General features: G+C 41.8%; 22 protein-coding genes and 1 rRNA gene. 12 read left to right on the top strand and 11 right to left on the bottom strand.

Going from position 1 to position 17,923, the window contains the following annotated elements; translation table 11 throughout:
- Positions 1 to 62 precede the first annotated feature (62 nt).
- A 5S ribosomal RNA gene (rrf, locus tag THEIN_RS04170) occupies positions 63 to 179 on the top strand.
- Positions 180 to 328: 149 nt separating this feature from the next.
- Here rrf and THEIN_RS11525 read toward each other — a convergent pair.
- The 4 genes from THEIN_RS11525 to THEIN_RS12135 form a co-directional block, all read right to left on the bottom strand.
- Complete coding sequence (locus tag THEIN_RS11525) at positions 329 to 1,012, bottom strand: [Fe-Fe] hydrogenase large subunit C-terminal domain-containing protein (protein WP_052299035.1); 684 nt, start codon at positions 1,010 to 1,012, stop codon at positions 329 to 331.
- Positions 990 to 1,226: a hypothetical protein gene (locus tag THEIN_RS12140; RefSeq protein ID WP_148236936.1), complete on the bottom strand. Its 237-nt coding sequence runs from the start codon at positions 1,224 to 1,226 to the stop codon at positions 990 to 992. The genes THEIN_RS11525 and THEIN_RS12140 overlap by 23 nt, the downstream gene beginning before the upstream one ends.
- Positions 1,227 to 1,580: 354 nt before the next feature.
- Positions 1,581 to 2,600 (bottom strand): radical SAM protein, encoded by a 1,020-nt coding sequence (locus tag THEIN_RS04160; protein WP_013907448.1) that lies wholly within the window; start codon positions 2,598 to 2,600, stop codon positions 1,581 to 1,583.
- A gap of 74 nt (positions 2,601 to 2,674) precedes the next feature.
- Positions 2,675 to 3,049, bottom strand: a complete 375-nt coding sequence (locus THEIN_RS12135) for a DUF5320 domain-containing protein (RefSeq protein ID WP_013907447.1) — start codon at positions 3,047 to 3,049, stop codon at positions 2,675 to 2,677.
- 118 nt (positions 3,050 to 3,167) lie between these two features.
- Between THEIN_RS12135 and THEIN_RS04150 the strand changes: the two genes are divergently transcribed.
- Positions 3,168 to 4,472: an SAM-dependent methyltransferase gene (locus tag THEIN_RS04150; protein WP_013907446.1), complete on the top strand. Its 1,305-nt coding sequence runs from the start codon at positions 3,168 to 3,170 to the stop codon at positions 4,470 to 4,472.
- Here THEIN_RS04150 and THEIN_RS04145 read toward each other — a convergent pair.
- From THEIN_RS04145 to THEIN_RS04115, 7 genes are all read right to left on the bottom strand, one after another.
- Entirely contained in the window at positions 4,462 to 5,898 is a 1,437-nt protein-coding gene (locus tag THEIN_RS04145) for a cobyric acid synthase (protein WP_013907445.1), read from the bottom strand. The genes THEIN_RS04150 and THEIN_RS04145 overlap by 11 nt on opposite strands.
- A gap of 9 nt (positions 5,899 to 5,907) precedes the next feature.
- Entirely contained in the window at positions 5,908 to 6,228 is a 321-nt protein-coding gene (gene yajC, locus THEIN_RS04140) for a preprotein translocase subunit YajC (RefSeq protein ID WP_013907444.1), read from the bottom strand.
- The gene (gene tgt, locus THEIN_RS04135) at positions 6,222 to 7,346 is read right to left on the bottom strand and encodes a tRNA guanosine(34) transglycosylase Tgt (protein ID WP_013907443.1); all 1,125 of its coding nucleotides are present in this window, start codon (positions 7,344 to 7,346) and stop codon (positions 6,222 to 6,224) included. The genes yajC and tgt overlap by 7 nt, the downstream gene beginning before the upstream one ends.
- A 1-nt stretch (position 7,347) precedes the next feature.
- Complete coding sequence (locus THEIN_RS04130; RefSeq protein ID WP_013907442.1) at positions 7,348 to 8,454, bottom strand: class I SAM-dependent methyltransferase; 1,107 nt, start codon at positions 8,452 to 8,454, stop codon at positions 7,348 to 7,350.
- Between the two features lies 1 nt (position 8,455).
- Positions 8,456 to 9,271 carry a tryptophan synthase subunit alpha gene (trpA, locus tag THEIN_RS04125; RefSeq protein ID WP_013907441.1) on the bottom strand — a complete coding sequence of 272 codons (816 nt, stop codon included), beginning with the start codon at positions 9,269 to 9,271 and terminating at the stop codon, positions 8,456 to 8,458.
- The gene (trpB, locus tag THEIN_RS04120; protein ID WP_013907440.1) at positions 9,264 to 10,463 is read right to left on the bottom strand and encodes a tryptophan synthase subunit beta; all 1,200 of its coding nucleotides are present in this window, start codon (positions 10,461 to 10,463) and stop codon (positions 9,264 to 9,266) included. The genes trpA and trpB overlap by 8 nt, the downstream gene beginning before the upstream one ends.
- A gap of 69 nt (positions 10,464 to 10,532) precedes the next feature.
- A complete protein-coding gene (locus THEIN_RS04115; protein WP_013907439.1) occupies positions 10,533 to 11,276 on the bottom strand; it encodes an RNA 2'-phosphotransferase in 744 nt (247 codons plus the stop codon).
- Between the two features lie 220 nt (positions 11,277 to 11,496).
- Between THEIN_RS04115 and THEIN_RS04110 the strand changes: the two genes are divergently transcribed.
- The 10 genes from THEIN_RS04110 to THEIN_RS04065 all read left to right on the top strand — a co-directional run bounded on the left by THEIN_RS04110 (position 11,497) and on the right by THEIN_RS04065 (position 17,914).
- Positions 11,497 to 12,828 carry a sigma-70 family RNA polymerase sigma factor gene (locus THEIN_RS04110; protein WP_013907438.1) on the top strand — a complete coding sequence of 444 codons (1,332 nt, stop codon included), beginning with the start codon at positions 11,497 to 11,499 and terminating at the stop codon, positions 12,826 to 12,828.
- A 43-nt stretch (positions 12,829 to 12,871) separates the two neighbouring features.
- A complete protein-coding gene (locus THEIN_RS04105; protein ID WP_013907437.1) occupies positions 12,872 to 13,222 on the top strand; it encodes an FtsB family cell division protein in 351 nt (116 codons plus the stop codon).
- A gap of 10 nt (positions 13,223 to 13,232) precedes the next feature.
- Entirely contained in the window at positions 13,233 to 13,796 is a 564-nt protein-coding gene (gene efp, locus THEIN_RS04100; RefSeq protein ID WP_013907436.1) for an elongation factor P, read from the top strand.
- Positions 13,796 to 13,990, top strand: coding sequence for a hypothetical protein (locus THEIN_RS04095; RefSeq protein ID WP_013907435.1), 195 nt, complete (start codon positions 13,796 to 13,798; stop codon positions 13,988 to 13,990). The genes efp and THEIN_RS04095 overlap by 1 nt, the downstream gene beginning before the upstream one ends.
- Complete coding sequence (locus THEIN_RS04090) at positions 13,990 to 14,394, top strand: hypothetical protein (RefSeq protein WP_013907434.1); 405 nt, start codon at positions 13,990 to 13,992, stop codon at positions 14,392 to 14,394. Before THEIN_RS04095 ends, THEIN_RS04090 begins: the two co-directional genes overlap by 1 nt.
- Positions 14,395 to 14,576: 182 nt before the next feature.
- Positions 14,577 to 14,777 carry a CooT family nickel-binding protein gene (locus tag THEIN_RS04085; protein ID WP_013907433.1) on the top strand — a complete coding sequence of 67 codons (201 nt, stop codon included), beginning with the start codon at positions 14,577 to 14,579 and terminating at the stop codon, positions 14,775 to 14,777.
- Positions 14,774 to 15,112, top strand: coding sequence for a hypothetical protein (locus THEIN_RS04080; RefSeq protein WP_013907432.1), 339 nt, complete (start codon positions 14,774 to 14,776; stop codon positions 15,110 to 15,112). Before THEIN_RS04085 ends, THEIN_RS04080 begins: the two co-directional genes overlap by 4 nt.
- Positions 15,109 to 16,776 carry an arginine--tRNA ligase gene (gene argS / locus THEIN_RS04075; RefSeq protein ID WP_013907431.1) on the top strand — a complete coding sequence of 556 codons (1,668 nt, stop codon included), beginning with the start codon at positions 15,109 to 15,111 and terminating at the stop codon, positions 16,774 to 16,776. Before THEIN_RS04080 ends, argS begins: the two co-directional genes overlap by 4 nt.
- On the top strand, positions 16,776 to 17,444 hold the full coding sequence (locus THEIN_RS04070) for an SPOR domain-containing protein (RefSeq protein WP_013907430.1): 669 nt from the start codon (positions 16,776 to 16,778) through the stop codon (positions 17,442 to 17,444). Before argS ends, THEIN_RS04070 begins: the two co-directional genes overlap by 1 nt.
- On the top strand, positions 17,444 to 17,914 hold the full coding sequence (locus THEIN_RS04065; protein ID WP_013907429.1) for an N-acetyltransferase: 471 nt from the start codon (positions 17,444 to 17,446) through the stop codon (positions 17,912 to 17,914). Before THEIN_RS04070 ends, THEIN_RS04065 begins: the two co-directional genes overlap by 1 nt.
- Positions 17,915 to 17,923 lie beyond the last annotated feature (9 nt).

The following is a 17,923-nucleotide window of genomic DNA, read 5'->3' as shown; positions in this document are numbered from 1 at the left end:
TCAGCAATTTTTGTTTTTTTGGTTATTTTGATCTTTTAGAAGGTAAGAGAAGGAGAAAATTCCCGGGTGCCCATACCGGAGGGGCCACACCCGTTCCCATTCCGAACACGGTCGTTAAGCCCTCCAGGGCCGATGGTACTGCTGGGTTACCCCGGTGGGAGAGTAGGTCGGCGCCCGGGTTAAATTTTAGATAGATAGAAGGCCTGGTTGAGTAACCCTCAGCCAGGCCTTTTTTGTTTTTTGGATAAGATTAATATTAATCCGAGTGTTTTTTACACGACAAAGTATTGCCGCTGACATAATCGCTAAAGCAAAGTAACCTTCGCTGTCACTGCGAGGCCTCGTTAGAGGTCGAAGCAGTCTCAGGGATTGCTTCGCTTCGCTCGCAAAGACCTACGAATACAATTTTAGCCTCAGGATATTGAGCACGAGCTAGTTCAGCTGCGTAGTGCATAGGTGTCCTTGTGCTGGAAACATAAGGAGAAAGTTCTGGAATATGCTTTTTTACGAGTTCTAAATGTGAAGGACAGCAAGAAGAAGTCATGAGCTTATCAGCTTTTTCCATTCGTTCAATAAATTCTTTGGCTTCTTTTTTTGCATAAATATCTGCACCGGCGGCTACTTCTACAATATAATCAAATCCTAGCTTCCGGAGAGCAGAAACAATCTGTTCAAAATCTGCCGAAAATTGGCCTGCAATAGCTGGTGCTATTAGAGCTACAGTTTTTTGAGAGGGTGATTTTAGAGAACGAATGACTTCTATAAGTTGAGATTTTTCTAAAATTGCTCCAAAAGGGCAAGCCTGCAGACATCTTGCACAGTAAATACATTTTTCATAGTCAATTTTCTGTTTGCCATCTTCTTCTTTTCTAATTGCACCTACGGGACAAGCATCTTCACAAGGAGCAGGTACGTAAATGATAGCATGGTAAGGACAAACTTTTGCACAAAGTCCACAATTAACACATTTTTCTGGATCAATCTCTGCTCTACCTCTTACTATTAATAGCATTCTTTTTACAGTTGATTAAACAGGGACGCGCTTCACATCCATGGCATGCATTGGTTACAAAATAGGTGCTTTTACTACAACTATTACATATAACATCGTTAACCATAAGAACTGGAGCTGTTGGCTTTTCTCTAAGTAAAGCCTTTTCTGCATAATCGGATAGTGGGGTTAATTCATCTTTTTCATCTTCTATGCCAAATCCAAGTATGGCCATTATTCTATATTTAAGCTCTGCACGATCTCTATAAACACAATAACGAATACTTTTAGAGTTCTTGGAGGCAATTTCTAAAGGGATACGGTCATATCTTTAATTGATTCATTTTTAAAAAAAGAGTTGTTACGCGTTTCAATAATTCACTTACTATTAAAGTTACATTGTTTACGTAATTCATATTTGCTCCTAAGTTCTTTCTAAGGTTTGCTATTTTATAGTAATTTATATAAAAATTTTGCAAAACTTCTTGGCGAACAATTTTTTGATACTAATTATTTGTCTTGTTTAAAGGTATGGGTGAAAGAAAACTAACAAAAAGTATAGTTTTTAAATATATGATGTTTTATTAACTTAAAGGCTGTAAGCTTTATAACAGGTTTTGCAAAAAGAAGGAAGTTCAGGGAAGTCTAAGAGTAAACTCGAGTAAAGCGCTCTTTCACGTTTGAGATATTGTTCTCTAAAAAGGCGATACTCTTTTCTAAACCATATTTCTGTAAATGAGTTCTTGGTTAGATTACCAAAATAGACTTTTGGTATTTTTATTTCCTGGTTATTAAAAAATCTTGGTAAAAATTCGTTTTTGGTGGGCAAATGTAAATAAACGCAAGGCGAGATTTGTCCGGTAACGGTAATTAGGCAAGATTCATGGGGCCTTTCAGCGCATATTATAACTTCTTCAGCTTTTAATGGTTTGGCCTCAAAGGCTATTTCCAGTTTTTCCGCTTTTTGCCTTGCCTGGGCTATTATTTGGTTAAAATGTTCTTTTTCATTAGGGGATAACCAAAATATGGCCTCTTCCGCCAGAGTAGTCGAGGGAATATAGTCAAGATTGTTGGCTATAACTTCATCGACTCCGCAATCTTTTGCTAATTCTATTAAATCGGGCAGTTCTTCTATAGTGCTTCGCATCATAACGGTAGAAAGTACTAATTTTGGGCGAGTTTTTTGCCTGGCGATGAATTTAACTTCTTCAATTATAGGCTTAAGGGCGCATTTTCTAATGTTTCGGTGCTTTTTCTCATCGGGGCTGGCAATGGATATAGCGAGATAATCAAGTTTTTCTACATGATCAAGAATTCTCTCTAAAAAATAACCATTGGTGGTCAAGCCAACTTTCGTGTATCGGGCAGCTATATCGATCATCTTGAGAATATCAGGATGTAGCAATGGTTCTCCCCAGCCTTGCAAATGAACGAATTTGAATTGTGCCAAAGGAATTTTTTCAAAAAGTACTAGATCCATATGTTTAGCCTGCCAGATGTCATAAAAAAGATGGTGAGGGCACATTTGGCAGCGGAACTGACAATAAGTAGAAACTTCTATTTGAGCAGAACGAAGCCTGGGAAGTTTTTTCTTGAATAAATTGAACATTAATTACTTGTACAAAATACTATGGGGGAAGACAAGGCTTCCCCCGGTTATAGAGATAAGGAGGGAGATGGCAGTTATTCTTTTTGTTCTTCTTTAAGTTCTTTTTCTATTTCTTCAAGCTGTTCACGATAAAAATTGGCCTCTTCTTCAAGGAGTTTTTTTCTTTCTTCAGGCGTAAGAGAGGCTAGCCATCGGCGCCAGCCCCAGCCAAAACCGCGTCCCCCGCCAAAGCCTCCAAAGAAACGCCAACACCAACCGCGGCCAAAACCACGTCCCCAACCGTGACGCCAACCCAGACCACGTCCCCAACCAAAGCCTCGCCCCCAGCCAAAGCCTCGGCCCCATGGACCTCTAGCCAAAAAAGCTTTGCCTTCAGGTGTACAAAGCCCGAGACCTCGGCCAGTCATTGGGCCTTCACCTAAAGGACCTGTGCGATCTAACCCTGGCATAGCTAAACCTCCTCTTTATGGATTCAATCTAAAAATAACCTTTTTGAGATTAAGTGTCAATTGCAACTAGTTTCGACGGAATACTTGTCATATTATTTTCAAGATTTATGTTTTAGATATGATGGAGCCAAAGTTGGTTTCAGAAAATATTGCTCTTCTAAATTTGATTTTTAAAAATTTAAGTCCAGCTTACTTCAAGGTTCGTTTCTGGACAGGGGAAGAATGGGCCCCTCCAGGATTGAAAGAACCAAAGGTTACCATAGTCATTAAAAATCCAGGGATTTTGGCTCATCTATTGGCCTTCCCAACGGATGTTCGGCTGGGTGAAGCTTATATTTACGATGACCTAGATTTTGAGGGTGATATTTATTCTGTCTTTCCCTTAGGCGAATACTTGCGCCAGCTTTATCCTCGTCTTTTGACGAACCCCTTCTTTTGGCGCAGCCTTTTTAAGCTTAGGATGTCAGTTCGTAGAGCCAGGCGTTTAGAAGGGCGTCAAGCAGCTAAGCTTAAAGGTAAAACCCATTCCATAGAAAGAGATAAACAGGCTATTTCTTATCATTATGATTTGCCTCCAGAATTTTACGCCACTTATCTTGACCCAATGATGGTCTATTCTTGTGCCTATTTTAGAAGTCCTGACCAGGATTTAGCGACAGCTCAGAAAAACAAACTAGAACTTGTTTGCCGTAAATTGCGTTTGAAACCCGGCGAACGGGTGCTTGATATAGGTTGTGGGTGGGGAGGCTTTGTTATTTATGCAGCTAAGAAATATAGAGTAAAGATTTTGGGTATTACCCTCAGTGAAAATCAAGTGAAATATGCCAACGAATGGATAAAAAGGGAAGGACTTGAAGATTTAGCCGAAGTTCGCCTCCTTGATTATCGTCAGCTAGATGAGAAAGAACCTTTTGACAAGTTGGTAAGCATTGGCATGTTTGAACACGTAGGGAGTTCTAAACTTTGGACTTATTTTCGTAAGGCCTGGAAGCTTTTGAAACCGGGCGGAGTTTTTCTAAACCACGGTATCGCCGCAGACTGGAGCTGGCGTATAAAAAGATGGTCTTTTACTGACCGTTATGTTTTCCCGGATGGTGAACTTTTGCCAATATATAAAACTCTTACCGTGGCTGAAAGAGTGGGCTTTGAAATAAGAGACGTTGAGTCCTTAAGGGAACATTATGTGCTCACCTTACGCCACTGGGTGAAAAATCTTGAAAAAAATTACGAAAAAGCTCGCCAATTTGTAGATGAGCCTACTTATCGGGTGTGGCGGCTTTACATGGCCGGCTCAGCTTATGCTTTTTCCATAAATGAACAGAGCGTTTTTCAAAGCTTGCTAGTTAAAAATCGTGAACGAGGCGAAAATGATCTTCCCTTAACTCGTGAGGATATATACCTGAATTGGGATATTATGGAATAAAAAGGGCCTTTTCCAATCTGCTTAGAAATCTTTTAAAGGCGTAATCTTTACAAATTTTTGTTATTTGTTGCTGAACAAACTCATGGAAAAAAGTTTTTGGTCGAGGTTCAAACCCGAATAAGTCCCTAACATAAGAAAGAAAAGCGTGACGAAAGTCGTCTTCATAAAATATGCCGTGAAGATAGCTGCCAAAAATATTTTCTTTAAATAAATGTGAAATTTCTTGCCCTCCTAAAAAACTCCTTCCATACCTGATTTCAAAACCCTTCAAATTTCCCTGAAAAAAAGGCCAGTTTAGAGTTATTTCCTGTGCGGTGGCAATTTTAGGGCGGAAAAAACGTGTTTCATGGGGTAAAAGCGCAAGGCCTGGCACTTCTCCGAGGTTTTCTACTCCCTCATCGCTTATTTTTTGGCCAAGGATTTGAAAACCACCACAAAGCCCGATAAGTATTTTTTGGCGAGAAAGAGACTTTATGGTTTCAGAAAGGCCTTTTTCCCTCAGAAAATTAAGGCTCGCCATGGTATTCTTGCTACCAGGGAGTATGATGACATGGGCTTTTAAGAGTTCTTGGGGTTCAGCCGTTAATATCACTTCTACATCTGGTTCAAATTTTAGAGGATCAAAATCCAGATAGTTGGAAATATGGGGATAATAAACCACAGCTATTTTTAATTTTTCGGGCCCTGAGCTAAACTTTTGGTTAGGGAGCCCTAAAGAAGCACTATCTTCTTCGAAGAGCTTCAAGGTCAAAAAGGGCAAAAGCCCAAGACAGGGTTTTTGGGTTTTGTGTTCAAGGATTTTTATACCATCTTCAAAGAGTTCTGGCGCTCCACGGAATTTATTGATTGCAAAGCCAACTGAAAGAGGTTTAAGCTCAGGTACCAGTTCATAAGTTCCCCAGATCTGGGCAAAAATACCTCCTCGGTCAATGTCGCCCACCAAAAGAAAAGGAATTTGATAACGCGAGACGATCTCGTAATTTACAAAATCATTTTTAAGGAGATTTAGTTCGGCAAGCCCTCCGGCGCCTTCTATAACCACTAAATCATTTTCCGCCAAAATGTCTTCAAAAACGGAAAAAACTTGTTTTTTAAAACCGGCCTTAAATTTTTGAAACTTCCCAGAAGGCAAAATCCCTTGAGTTTTCCCTAGAAATATAATTTCAGAGGTCATGTTTCCCAAAGGCTTTAAAAGTAGTGGATTCATTTTTACGCTGGGTTTACGGCCAGCAGCCCAGGCCTGAAAGACCTGGGCGTAGGCCATCTCGCCTTCTGTGGTAGCAAAAGCATTTAGAGACATGTTTTGGGCCTTAAAAGGTGAAACCTTTAGACCCTTTTTAGCAAAATGGTAAGAAATAATAGCGGTGAGCAGACTTTTGCCCACCGATGACATTGTTCCCAGGACGGCTAAGACTTTGGCCGTCATTAAGTGTCACTACTTAGGCTCTGGGGGATTTAGCGGACCGGCAATGTAGGCCTTAACTACTTTTACTTTTACATTAGGAGCAATTTCTAAGTGAACAAGATCATGGTCAACTTTTTCTACCCGACCGACAAGCCCACCAGAGGTAAAGACCTGGTCTCCCCGCTTTAAATTTTCAAGAAACTTCTGATGTTCTTTGGCCCTTTTCTGCTGGGGTCTAATCAGCAAAAAATAAAAAATCACAAAGATTAAAATTAAGGGAATAAAACCTATTAAAGGATTCCCCGCTCCCTGTTGCGGATTACCCGCCATAGCAAAAGCTAATCCTAACATTCAACTTCCTCCTTTCTCTCATAATAGTGTTTTTTAAATTCTTCAAAATGTCCCTTTCTTATAGCATTTCTTATCCTTTCCATAAAGCATAAATAAAAGTGGAGATTGTGGATGGTATTTAACCTGTAAACCAGGAGTTCTCCGGCCATAAATAGATGCCTTAAATAAGCACGCGAATAATTGCGGCAGGTGTAGCACTGGCATTCAGGGTCTATGGGACGATCGTCGTCTTTATAACGGGCCTGTTTGATGCTGATTTTCCCGAAAGAAGTATAAAGGGTACCACGCCGGGCGTTTCTCGTAGGTAAAACACAGTCAAACATGTCCACACCACGAGATACGGCCTCAAGGATATCGTGAGGAGTACCTACTCCCATGAGGTAACGGGGTTTTCCTTCAGGAAGTTCTTCAATGGAGGCCTCTAGCATTTTAAGCATTAGGTCATGAGGTTCTCCCACGCTCAGGCCCCCAATGGCGTAGCCGTGAAAGTCAAGACTAGTAATAACTTTAGCGGAATAACGGCGTAGGTCCTCAAACATCCCCCCCTGGGTTATACCAAAAAGCAATGATTCTCGGTGATTTTTTTGCCAGGCAAGACGAGATCTTTCTTCCCAGCGGTGGGTTAGTTCTGTGAGCCTTTTAGCTTCTTCATAAGGACAGGGATAAGGGATACAGGTGTCAAGGACCATGCGAATGTCAGAGTCAAGGCCAGCCTGTATTTCCATGGAAAGCTCTGGAGTAAGTAAATACTCTTGTCCGTTAAGGTGAGATTGGAATCTGGCGCCATCTTCTTCAATTTTGCAGAGTTTGGCCAGACTAAATACTTGAAAGCCCCCGCTATCGGTGAGGATACTGCGAGGCCAATTCATAAAACAATGAAGTCCTCCCAGGCGGGCTATTAATTCGTGCCCTGGCCTTAAAAAAAGATGATAAGTATTGGCAAGGATAATGCGTGCGCCAAGGCCGCTGACATCTTCTGGAGTTAATGATTTAACGCTTGCCTGCGTGCCTACGGGCATAAAAACCGGAGTTTCAATTATCCCCCGCCTGGTAAAGAGAAATCCTGTGCGGGCCTTTGTTTGCGGACACTTCTTTTCTATTTGAAAGATTCTGGCCATATCAGAGTACTTTTAAACGATTGCTCAGCTTAAAACCCGAAAATTTTGTTTCAAGAGAAAGGCCTCTGCCCTGGATAAGGACCCAGTGGCTCATGCCAAGCCCCTGGGGCAGTAAAAGCATTTTTAGGGCTTCTATGTCTTTAGTTTGAGTTCGTCCGATTTCGGCAAGGAGTCTTTCAACTCCAAGCCCCACCAGAAAAGAGGCCTGGGAAGTAAAACCGTAAGTGCAAAAGCCAAGTTTTTCGCCTATTTCTTTAAGGGCGGTAAAGTCAACGTGGGCGGTAAGATCGCATTTTCCAGGAAAAAGATAAGGATTTTCAAAGATACGATGTTCCTGAAAACAAAGCAAAGTACCTCTTGTTCTTTCTTCATGATAATAATCCCGCCGTCCGTAACCGTAATCAAAAGTAATGATCACCCCCTGTATAAGTTTTTGAGAAAGGCCTTTTAAAAAAGATTCATATGCTAGGCAAACTTCCGTGCGGTAGCCTTCTTTCCAGGTAGAAACAAAAGGGCTTACCCTTTGAAGGATTTCAGGCCTTGAGAGCTCAGCTAAAAGCTCTTTAACACCGTTTTTAAAGCTGATATAAACCTCTCGCAATTCGCTCTCTGTTTTTTGGACCAAATGCACAGGAAAAGAATCAAAAAGTTCGTTGGAAATAAAAACTCCTTTGAAAGAAGGAACTTCTTTCCAGGAAGAGAACCACTTTACCTGGTCAAAATGTTTTTCAAGGACTTCTTCCTGGCGCAAACGATTGGCGGAAAAAGGTTCAAGTATATAGTAGGGGAAAGCGAAATCTTTTTGTTTCAGATAATCAAGGATATCTAACGCAAGATAACCTTCTCCTGCCCCTGCTTCGCAGACTACGAAGTCTTGGGGCTTTCCCATTATCTCCCATATCTCAATAATTTGTTTGGCCACGGTGGCGCCAAAAACCGGATGAATAGAAGGAGCGGTAATGTAGTCCCCTTTTTTACCAATTTTAGGACTGCGCGCGTAATAACCGTACTCAGGATGATATAAAGCCAGTTCCATATAGTGAGCAAAGGTCATAGGAGATTCTTCGGCCAGAATCTCGGCAAAATGGCGAGGCACCTGAACTTTCATCTTAACGTTTGGTAGCCTCTTTAAGTTCTTTTACAAAGCGGCCAACAAGCTCTGGAAGTTTTTTTCTTTCTTCAGCGTGTCGGGCTATGAGCTTAACAATGGCACTTCCCACTATGATGGCGTCTGCATGAAGTGAAAGGGCCTTTACCTGTTCAGGATTTGATATGCCAAAGCCTACAGCTACAGGCACTGGGCTTAGCTCTTTAGCTAGATCAAGTTTTAAAGCAAGCTCTTCAGGAATAGCCTTTTTCGTCCCCGTGATACCGGTTATAGAAACATAATAGAGAAAACCACTTGAAGCCTTGGCAATTTTTTCAAGCCTTTCAGGGGGCGTGGTAGGAGCAGCCAAAAGAATGCTAGCCAGTTTATGTTTGCGGGCGATTTTTAACCAGGGTTTAGCTTCTTCTAGAGGAAGGTCCGGAATAATAGCGCCGTCAAGGCCGACATCTCGGCTTCTTCTAGCAAAGTTTTCCAGCCCATACCGAAAAAATGGATTCAAATAACCCATGATCACTAGCGGCACTTTAAAGCCTTTTTGGCGTAGTTTGGCGACTAGATCAAGGAATTGATCGATAGTCGGGTTGTGGCGCAGGGCTCTTTGAGCGGCCTCCTGAATAACGGGACCATCAGCTAAAGGGTCTGAAAAAGGAAAACCCAGTTCTATGACATCTGCCCCAGCTTCGGCCAGAGCCCACAGTAGGTCCTCGGTAGCAGAAAGGTCAGGGTCGCCTCCTTCTATAAAAGGGATAAGAGCCGCTTCACCACGCTCGTTAGCCTTACGGATAGCATCTTCTACCGCTCGTGCGCCTCTAGTCATCACTTTTCCTCCGCAGGTATTCACGCACTGCCGCTACGTCTTTATCTCCCCGGCCAGAGAGATTAACCACTACAATGGTCCCCTGAGGGAGTTTTTTAGCTATTTTAGCCAGATAAGCCACGGCGTGAGCGCTTTCAAGGGCAGGGATAATGCCTTCAGTTTCAGAAAGTAGTCTAAAACCAGAGAGGGCTTCTTGGTCATCAACGGTTACGTATTCAGCTCGGCCAGTTTCTTTTAAAAAGGAATGTTCTGGCCCGACACCTGGATAATCGAGCCCCGGGGCTATAGAATGAGCCCCTTTTACTTGGCCTACTTTGTCCTGGAGGAGATAGGTCATCATGCCGTGGAGTATTCCTGGTTCACCTACGGTAAGAGTGGCGGAATGTTTGTCGGTATCAAGACCTGTACCTGCCGCTTCAACACCTATCATTTTGACCATCTGATCTTCCACAAAGGGATAAAATAAACCCATGGCGTTTGAGCCTCCGCCTACACAGGCGATGAGAACATCTGGCAAACGTCCTTCAGCCGCAAGTATTTGTTTTCTGGTTTCTTTGCCAATTATGCTTTGAAAATCACGCACTATCATGGGATAGGGGTGAGGGCCCATTACCGAGCCGATTACGTAATGAGTGGTTTCCACATTGGTAACCCAGTCTCTTATGGCTTCATTTATAGCGTCTTTTAAAGTTTGGGTGCCAGAATAGACAGGGATAACTTTGGCTCCTAGAAGTTCCATACGGAAGACATTCATTTCCTGGCGCACAGTGTCTTTGGCACCCATATAGACAATACATTCAAGGCCGAGGAGGGCGGCAGCCGTAGCTGTAGCGACGCCATGCTGGCCAGCTCCTGTTTCGGCAATAATGCGCTTTTTTCCCATTTTTTTGGCCAGAAGTACCTGACCAATGGTGTTATTTATTTTGTGCGCACCAGTATGAGTTAAGTCTTCGCGTTTGAGGTAGATTTTTAAGTGCCCGCCTAATTTTTTAGCTAGCTGGCTTGCGGGATAAAGAGGGGTTGGCCTTCCTACATAAGTTTTGAAGTAAAAATCAAGTTCTTTTTTAAAGGACTTATCTCGCTTGTAATGGCGATAGGCTTCTTCCAGCTCAAAAAGAGCTGGCATTAAGGTTTCTGGAACATATCGTCCGCCAAAGGGTCCAAAATGTCCTTGCTTGTCTGGAAGTGGCACCCCGGCCTCCTTTTTGCCTTCAAAAATACTTTTTTGGTAGACATTAGTCAAATGAAAAACTCAAAGTACTTAAAGTCTTTCGCGTCGTTTAATGCGTTGGGCCTTTTTCCAAGCAGGGTCTTTTTTGCGACCTTTAGTGATCTTGCGATAAGGAAGAACTTCTTCTGCAGGTTTTGTTTCTTCTTGAAAAGAAGGTTCAATCTCGAGAATTATTGGCGGTTTTTTTTCTTTTTTAGGAGGTGGCAGATAGCGTTTTTTAAAAGCTTCATCTACTTTCGGACCTTTTAAAGCTTCAGCAGGAATCCAACTGGTCAAAAATAACTTTTCAATAAAGCGTTCAAAAATGGTTCCTAAACTCATGGCCTTCTTAGTATCTACTTTGATAACCAGAGCCCCTTTCCTTTTGGCCATCTTTTGGGCCAGTTCTTTATCTGGAGTTAAGACAATAGCTTCCGAAGCTAGCCCTTCTTCTGAAATCTTTATCCAAGCCTTGGGCTTTACAGTTACGTACAAAATGGTCGGAGGATTTTCGCTAAACTCCCTGATATAAATTTCTTCTGCGGCCAACTCAGGTTTTACCCGTACTATTTCTTTTTCTTCGTTAAACTCAAAACGTTCAGGCTTAAAAATAAGGAAGAAGTCTTTAAGCTTTTTTAAGCGAATATTTTTGAAACCATCCACTTCAATGAGAGCCCGGTGCAAGTCTTTTAAGCGCACAAAGCCTTCTTGCGGAACCAGGCCAAATTCATCAGGCCGTCGCCCTAAAGCATAATAAAGCATTTTTTCAAGCTTTTTCTTTTCTTTATCCGTCATAATTACCCTTGACTTTTAATCCAGATTTACCATCTTGCAATTAGGTTTCAATTTAAATGAAAACTTATTAGTTTAGAATATTTACAAATTATTTTTAAATAGTTATATTGATGTTAATATTAATCGAAAATTAAATACTTGCCGATATGAATAAAAAGTGTTAAATATTAAAGGCTTAATTTTATAAACCGAGTTTGCCTAAGGGGCAGGTGAGAGATTTATGAAAAAGAAGACAAAGGTTCAAAATTTAGAGGAAAAGTTATTAGAGGCCGGGAAGGACGGAGCTATTACTTACGAGGCCTTAAATGACCTCCTTCCTGAAGAATTTGGTGATCCTAAAAAGATAGAAGCAATTTTTGATTTTCTCTACAAGAATAACATAGAAGTCCTTGACGAGAAAGAACTTTTTGAAAAGGATCACCCTGACTGGCCAGAGCGTTCCCCTGAAAAGAAAATCGAAGAAGTGGTTACTCAAGAGGAAGAAGAACCTATAGCGGCTTCTGAATCTGAAGAAGTTACCTCTGCATACCTGCGCGAGATGGGCAAATATGAACTTCTAACTCCTGAGAAAGAAGAAGAGCTTTCTAAAATAATCCGAGGCGGCTTCCAGTTTATAGTGAATTCTATTATGGAACATCCTTCTGAGCTTCCTGAGATGGAAGAGTTGCGTGAGCAGATAAGACTTTGGAAGAAAAGAGATCCGGGCCTTAAACCTAAGAAGAGTCATTTAAACATTATGGTCCGAACTGTGCAGGAGATCCACAAGAAATATCCTGAAGATGAATCTATTGCCGAGCTTTGTCGGGCTATTGAAGAAAGGGCTGCTCAAGTTGAAAAGGCCAAAGATGAAATGGTCAAGGCCAACTTGCGGTTGGTGGTCTCTATTGCCAAACGCTATATGGGGCAAGGGCTTTCTCTGGCAGACCTTATTCAGGAGGGTAACCTCGGTCTTATGAGGGCTGTCTTTCGTTTTGACTACAGCAAAGGGAATAAGTTCAGCACTTATGCTTCCTGGTGGATAAGGCAGGCTATTACCAGAGCTATTCTCGATAAAACTCGTACTATTCGGTTGCCAGTGCATTTCCTTGAGTTGCGTAGCCAGTTCTTTAAGGCTTTTTATGAGCTGGTAAAAGAGCTTGGGCGTGAACCTACACCTGCGGAAATATCTGAGCGTACAGGTATTCCACAGGAAAAGATTTTGGCTATCTTTGAGGCCTCTAAAGAACCAGTTTCTTTAGAACTGCCAATTGGAGACGAAGATAGCACTCTGGGAGATTTTATCGAAAATAAAGAAAGTCCTTCACCATTTGAACAGGTAAAAGATAGGGATCTTTCTGAAAAAGTGCGTAATTTGTTATCGACCCTTTCTCCTCGTGAAGAAAAAATTATTCGTTTACGTTTCGGAATAGGCGAGGAAAGCGAATATACCCTTGAAGAGATTGGTAAGCGTTTTGGTGTTTCTCGTGAGCGTATCAGGCAGATTGAGAAGAAAGCTCTTTCAAGGCTTCGCCAGATGACTAAGAAAGATCACTATAAGTATTACTCAGACTAAGTTGAAAGGGGCGAATCTCGCCCCTTTCTTATTTAGGTAGCTTATGATTTCTGTTTACAGGCCTAAAAGTAAAGCTAAACGACGTTCAAAAATTTTGCCTAAAGGACAAAAGAAGAAATCTTCGCAGAAATTCAATTCTTTTTGGGATTTTTTATCTTTAAAGGCTTTGATATTGTCTTTTTTATTTTTGTTTGTTGTTGGTAGTCTTTCTTATTTTTATCTAGATCGTCAAATTGCCCATTTATCCTCTCAAAAAGAAAATCTCCTCTTGACGAAAGCTCACCTTTCCGCCAAGATTTCACGCCTAAAGAGTGATCCTCAGGCCTATGAAGAGATTGCGCGGAAGCGTTATGGTCTGGTAAAAGATGGTGAGCGCTTGATTATTTTTAAATAGGAGGAGATTTATGTCTATTTCTACTTCAGATTTTCGGCGTGGTTTAAAAATTGAATGGGATGGAAAACCATACGAAATTATAGAATTTCAGCACTCAAAAGTGGCTAAAGGGCAGGCCACGGTACGAACTAAGTTGCGCGATTTAATTACTGGTCGAGTTTTAGAAGCTAATTTTCGTTCTGGGGAGAAGTTTGAGCGTCCAGACCTTGAAGAAAAAGAAATGCAGTATTTATATGCCGAAGGCGATCGCTACGTTTTTATGGACTTAGAAGATTATGACCAGGTTTACCTCGACAAGGAACAACTGGGAGACGCCTGGAAATATCTCCAGGAAAATATCAATGTCAAAGTCCTCTACTACAAAGGTAAGCCTATTGGTATAGACCTTCCCATTACTGTAGTGTTAAAAGTGGTGGAAACCGAACCGGGTGTGAGAGGAGATACGGTTTCTGGTGGTTCAAAGCCAGCCAAGCTTGAAACCGGAGCGGTAATTAAAGTACCCCTTTTTATTAATGAAGGAGATCTCATAAAAGTAGATACCCGTACTGGAGCGTACGTAGAGAGGGCGGAGTAATGCTTACCCTTAAAAAGCTTAAAGAATTTAAAGAGTACCTGGAAAGCGGAGCTTTTATAGAAGACCTTGAGGCCCGTCCCCCTGATGGCCAGGCAGAAATGCTCGATATGATAGAACTTCTTTTTGAAATTTGTGAGCTTGCAGACGAAAAGCTTACCGAGCATTTTTATCGCCGGTTGCGGGGGGAGGTATAATGCCCTATTACATTCGGGCTAGAACTTACTTTAAGTATGCCGAAGAACAAATAGCCTTTGCTGAAGAAGAGAAAGACCCTGAAAAGATCTTGAAATTTGCTAATGAAGCAATTGATAGGGCTGTACGAGCTCTTTGGGCTATAGTTCAAATAGAAGCTCCTAAAGAGAAGCCTTCTTTTGAAAAAATCCTTGCCGAACTGGATAAGGCCTGTGAGCCTGAATTAGCTAAAGAAATAAAAAATAATATAAACCGCCTCAAAGAGCTTACTAAAAACCCGTCCCTTGAAGCTGCAAAGGAAGCCTTGGTTTTAGCTCGGCAAGTGGTGCGTCGTGCTAGAGAAGTTTTGGAACCAATTATTGGTCCGGCCAAAAGGGTTGATCAGCATAGAAGACTTTTATTCTAAAAATTGTGGGGATCTTTGTAAAATTCGAATTTTTTGCTTAAGATTGCCACAGCGCCGCTAGTGCCTTGCGATAACACATTTCGTTCGGGACAGTAGATATTTGATTGTTGAGTGCTAAACAACTGGTTGACAATTAGGCCTTAGAGAGTTCTTTTAAAAGAAGTTTTTATAGGGAGGTTTTTATGTGCCAGGCTAAGGCCTTTTGGCTTGGAAATGGTCAGGAAGAAGAGATTATGAATGATGTAATCGAAATAGAAGTTAAACCAGACGGCCTGGTACTTAAATCTTTTTTTGAAGAACCTAAAAAAGTGGAAGGCGAAATTGTAGCCATAGACTTTTTAAAACATAAGGTTTTTATAAAACCAAAAGGAAGCAATAAATGAGCGAAATGTTAAAACAGTTAGAAGAAAAGCTTTCACAATGGGAAAAATTATTGGCTGAAGAGGCTAAAGAACTCGGAATATGGGCAGATAAGGCTGAAGAAGAGGGCCAGCCCAAGCTTGCTACTAAGCTTCGTGAAGCAGCTTTACTTGTGGGAAATGCTCGCTTAAAAGTGGCTGAAGCCAAGGTTATAAAAGAATCTGGCTCTTTAGCTGAGGAATTGGCTTTGTGTGCCGTGTGTGCCTGGCGAGAGACTTGTCAAAAACGTTTTACCCGCGATACCGGAAGTCCTTTTCGCTGCCCAGACTTTACGAGAGACGTTACCCTTAAACCATGATTGCCAAAATAATCTATAAAGAACTCGAAAAATTTTGTGAACAGGCTAAGGAAGAAGGCATTTTGCCTGAAGGTGTTAAGGCGCGTTTTCAAGTAGAACCTCCTAAAAATGAAGCCCATGGAGATTACGCTACTAACATTGCCTTAAGCTTGGCCGGCCAGGCTAAAAAGAATCCACGAGAACTCGCCTCCTGGTTTGTGGAAAAACTTAATTCTCGGAAAGACCTTTTTGAAAAGATAGAGATCGCTGGCCCGGGTTTTATTAACTTTTTTATAGCCAAAGATTATTGGCAAAAGGTTCCTCTAGAAATAGAAAAGTCTGCTGAAAATTACGGTGCTTGCGACTTAGGCTCAGGGCGAAAATTTCAAGTAGAGTTTGTTTCTGCCAACCCCACAGGCCCGCTTCACATTGGCCACGGACGTGGTGCTGCGGTAGGAGATACACTTGCCCGTATTCTGGCCATGGCTGGTTTTAATGTTGAAAAAGAGTACTACATAAACGACGTTGGCCGGCAGATGCTGATACTAGGGCGTTCTGTTTATCTGCGAGCTAAAGAATTAAGTGGAGAAAAGATCGATTTTCCAGAAGACCATTACCGCGGCGAATACATTATAGATATTGCTCGTTCTTTGCTTAAAGAGAATCCAGAGTTTTTGAGTTTACCTGAAGAAGAAGCCATTACCCTTGCCAAAGAATTTGCGGTTAAAGAAATTCTGGCTGGCATTAAGAAGGACCTTGAAGATTTTGGTGTGGTTTATGACCAGTGGTTTTCTGAAAAAATTCTTCATGAAGAAACTTACATTGAAAAGGCGCTTTCTTTTCTCAAAGAAAAAGGACTCCTTTACGAAAAAGACGGCGCTATCTGGTTTAAAGCGAAAGAATTCGGTGATGAGAAAGACCGGGTAGTAATAAGGGCAAGTGGGGAGCCTACTTATTTTGCCTCGGATATTGCCTATCATTACCACAAGTTTTTGGTGCGGGGTTTTGACGAAGTAGTTGATATCTGGGGGGCCGACCACCACGGTTATGTTCCTCGTATGAAAGCGGTAATCAAAGCCTTTGGGCTTGAAGAGAATCAGTTCAAGGTAATTCTCATTCAGATGGTCAATCTGCTTGAGGGGGGCAAGCTAAAGAGCATGTCCACTCGGGCTGGAGAGTTTGTTACCCTTCGGGAATTAATCGACGAGGTGGGGAAAGATGCTACTCGCTTTATTTTTCTTACTCGTCGGGCGGATACCCCTCTTGACTTTGATGTAGAGCTAGCCAAAAAACAAAGCCGTGAGAACCCTGTTTATTATGTTCAATATGCCCACGCGCGGCTAGCTAGCCTTTTTCGAAAGGCTGAAGAAGCTGGCTTAACCGTGCCTAAAGCAACTGAAGTTGATTTAGGCCTTCTTAATCAACCTGAAGACTTTGCTATTCTAAAACTTCTCGATTATTTTCCTGATACCGTAGAAGCCGCGGCCACCAAATTTGAGCCTCATTTGGTGACTTTTTATCTTCTTGATTTAGCTACAGCTCTTCACGATTATTACACCAAGCATCGTTTTTTAAGTGAAGATTTGGACCTTACCAAAGCTAGACTAGTCTTGGCTAAAGCAGTAAAACAGGTTCTTAAAACAGGGTTAAATCTTTTAGGCGTAAGCGCCCCTGAGAGGATGTAATGGCTAAAAAGACACCTAAGAAAAAGCGCTTTCAGTTTCAGTTAGGCTGGCCAGGGCTTATTTTTTCCTTTGGTCTCTTGATTTGTTTGTTTTTATGGATGTTTGTGCTGGGTTTTTATTTCGGCCAAAAAATGGTTTCTACCAAGGTGCATTCGTTAGGGTCTCCTGTTAGCCAAAAAGCACTTTCATCAAAGAAAAACATCGAACCGCCACCTGTATTTGAAGAAGTAAAACCTCCTCCTCTGGTTAAGGAGCCCACTTCTCAGGCTCAAAACGCCGTTACGCAAAAACCGGAAAAAGTAGAGCCAGCTACTCCTGTTTTGCCGGAGTCTGAAAAAGCCACAAAGCAGCCTAAGGCATTACAAGAAAGCTCCAAGGTTGCCCGGCCTCAAAAAGTTGTTCCGCCTAAAAAAGAAAAGCCTAAGTCTTTTTATGCTGTCCAGGTGGCTTCTCTTAGGAGCCAAGCCGATGCTGAAAAGTACGCTTCTTATCTGAGAGATAGGGGTTATGAGGTAACTATTAAAAAGGTAACACTCCCGCAAAAAGGTACGTGGTATAGGGTTTATGTGGGGCGTTTTGCTACGCTAGCTGAAGCCAAGGCCTTTGGAGAACAAATAAAAGCTCGTGAAAAGCTGAAAAGTTTTTATGTTCAGAGAATAAGTAACTAATGATTAGAAAGGCTCGTTTAAAGGACGCTCGCGACATCCATCGTTTAATTGTGCATTTTTCTAAGACAGGCCAGGTTTTGCCCCGGCCGCTGGCTGAAATTTACGAAAATATTCGTGAATTTTTTGTCTTTGCGCCTGAAGGGAAAGACCTTATCGCCGGGGCTTGTGCTTTGCATATCTGCTGGGAGGATCTTGCCGAAATTCGTTCTCTGGTAGTAAGTGAAGAATACCAAGGAGAAGGTGTTGGGGTAAATTTAGTCAAGGCCTGTTTAGAGGAAGCCAGAGATTTAGGGGTCCCTAAAGTTTTTGTTTTAACTAATGCCCCTGATTTTTTTCGTAAATTGCACTTTAAAGACATTGAAAAGACCGAGCTTCCCCACAAAGTATGGGCTGATTGTGTGAAATGTCCTAAATTTCCAGAATGTGATGAAGAGGCTCTTATCTTAGAGCTTGGTCAGGAAGAATTTTAGACTTACAGT

The organism is Thermodesulfatator indicus DSM 15286 (assembly GCF_000217795.1).
GTDB lineage: Bacteria > Desulfobacterota > Thermodesulfobacteria > Thermodesulfobacteriales > Thermodesulfatatoraceae > Thermodesulfatator > Thermodesulfatator indicus.
This window is presented reverse-complemented; position numbering and strand designations above follow the sequence as displayed.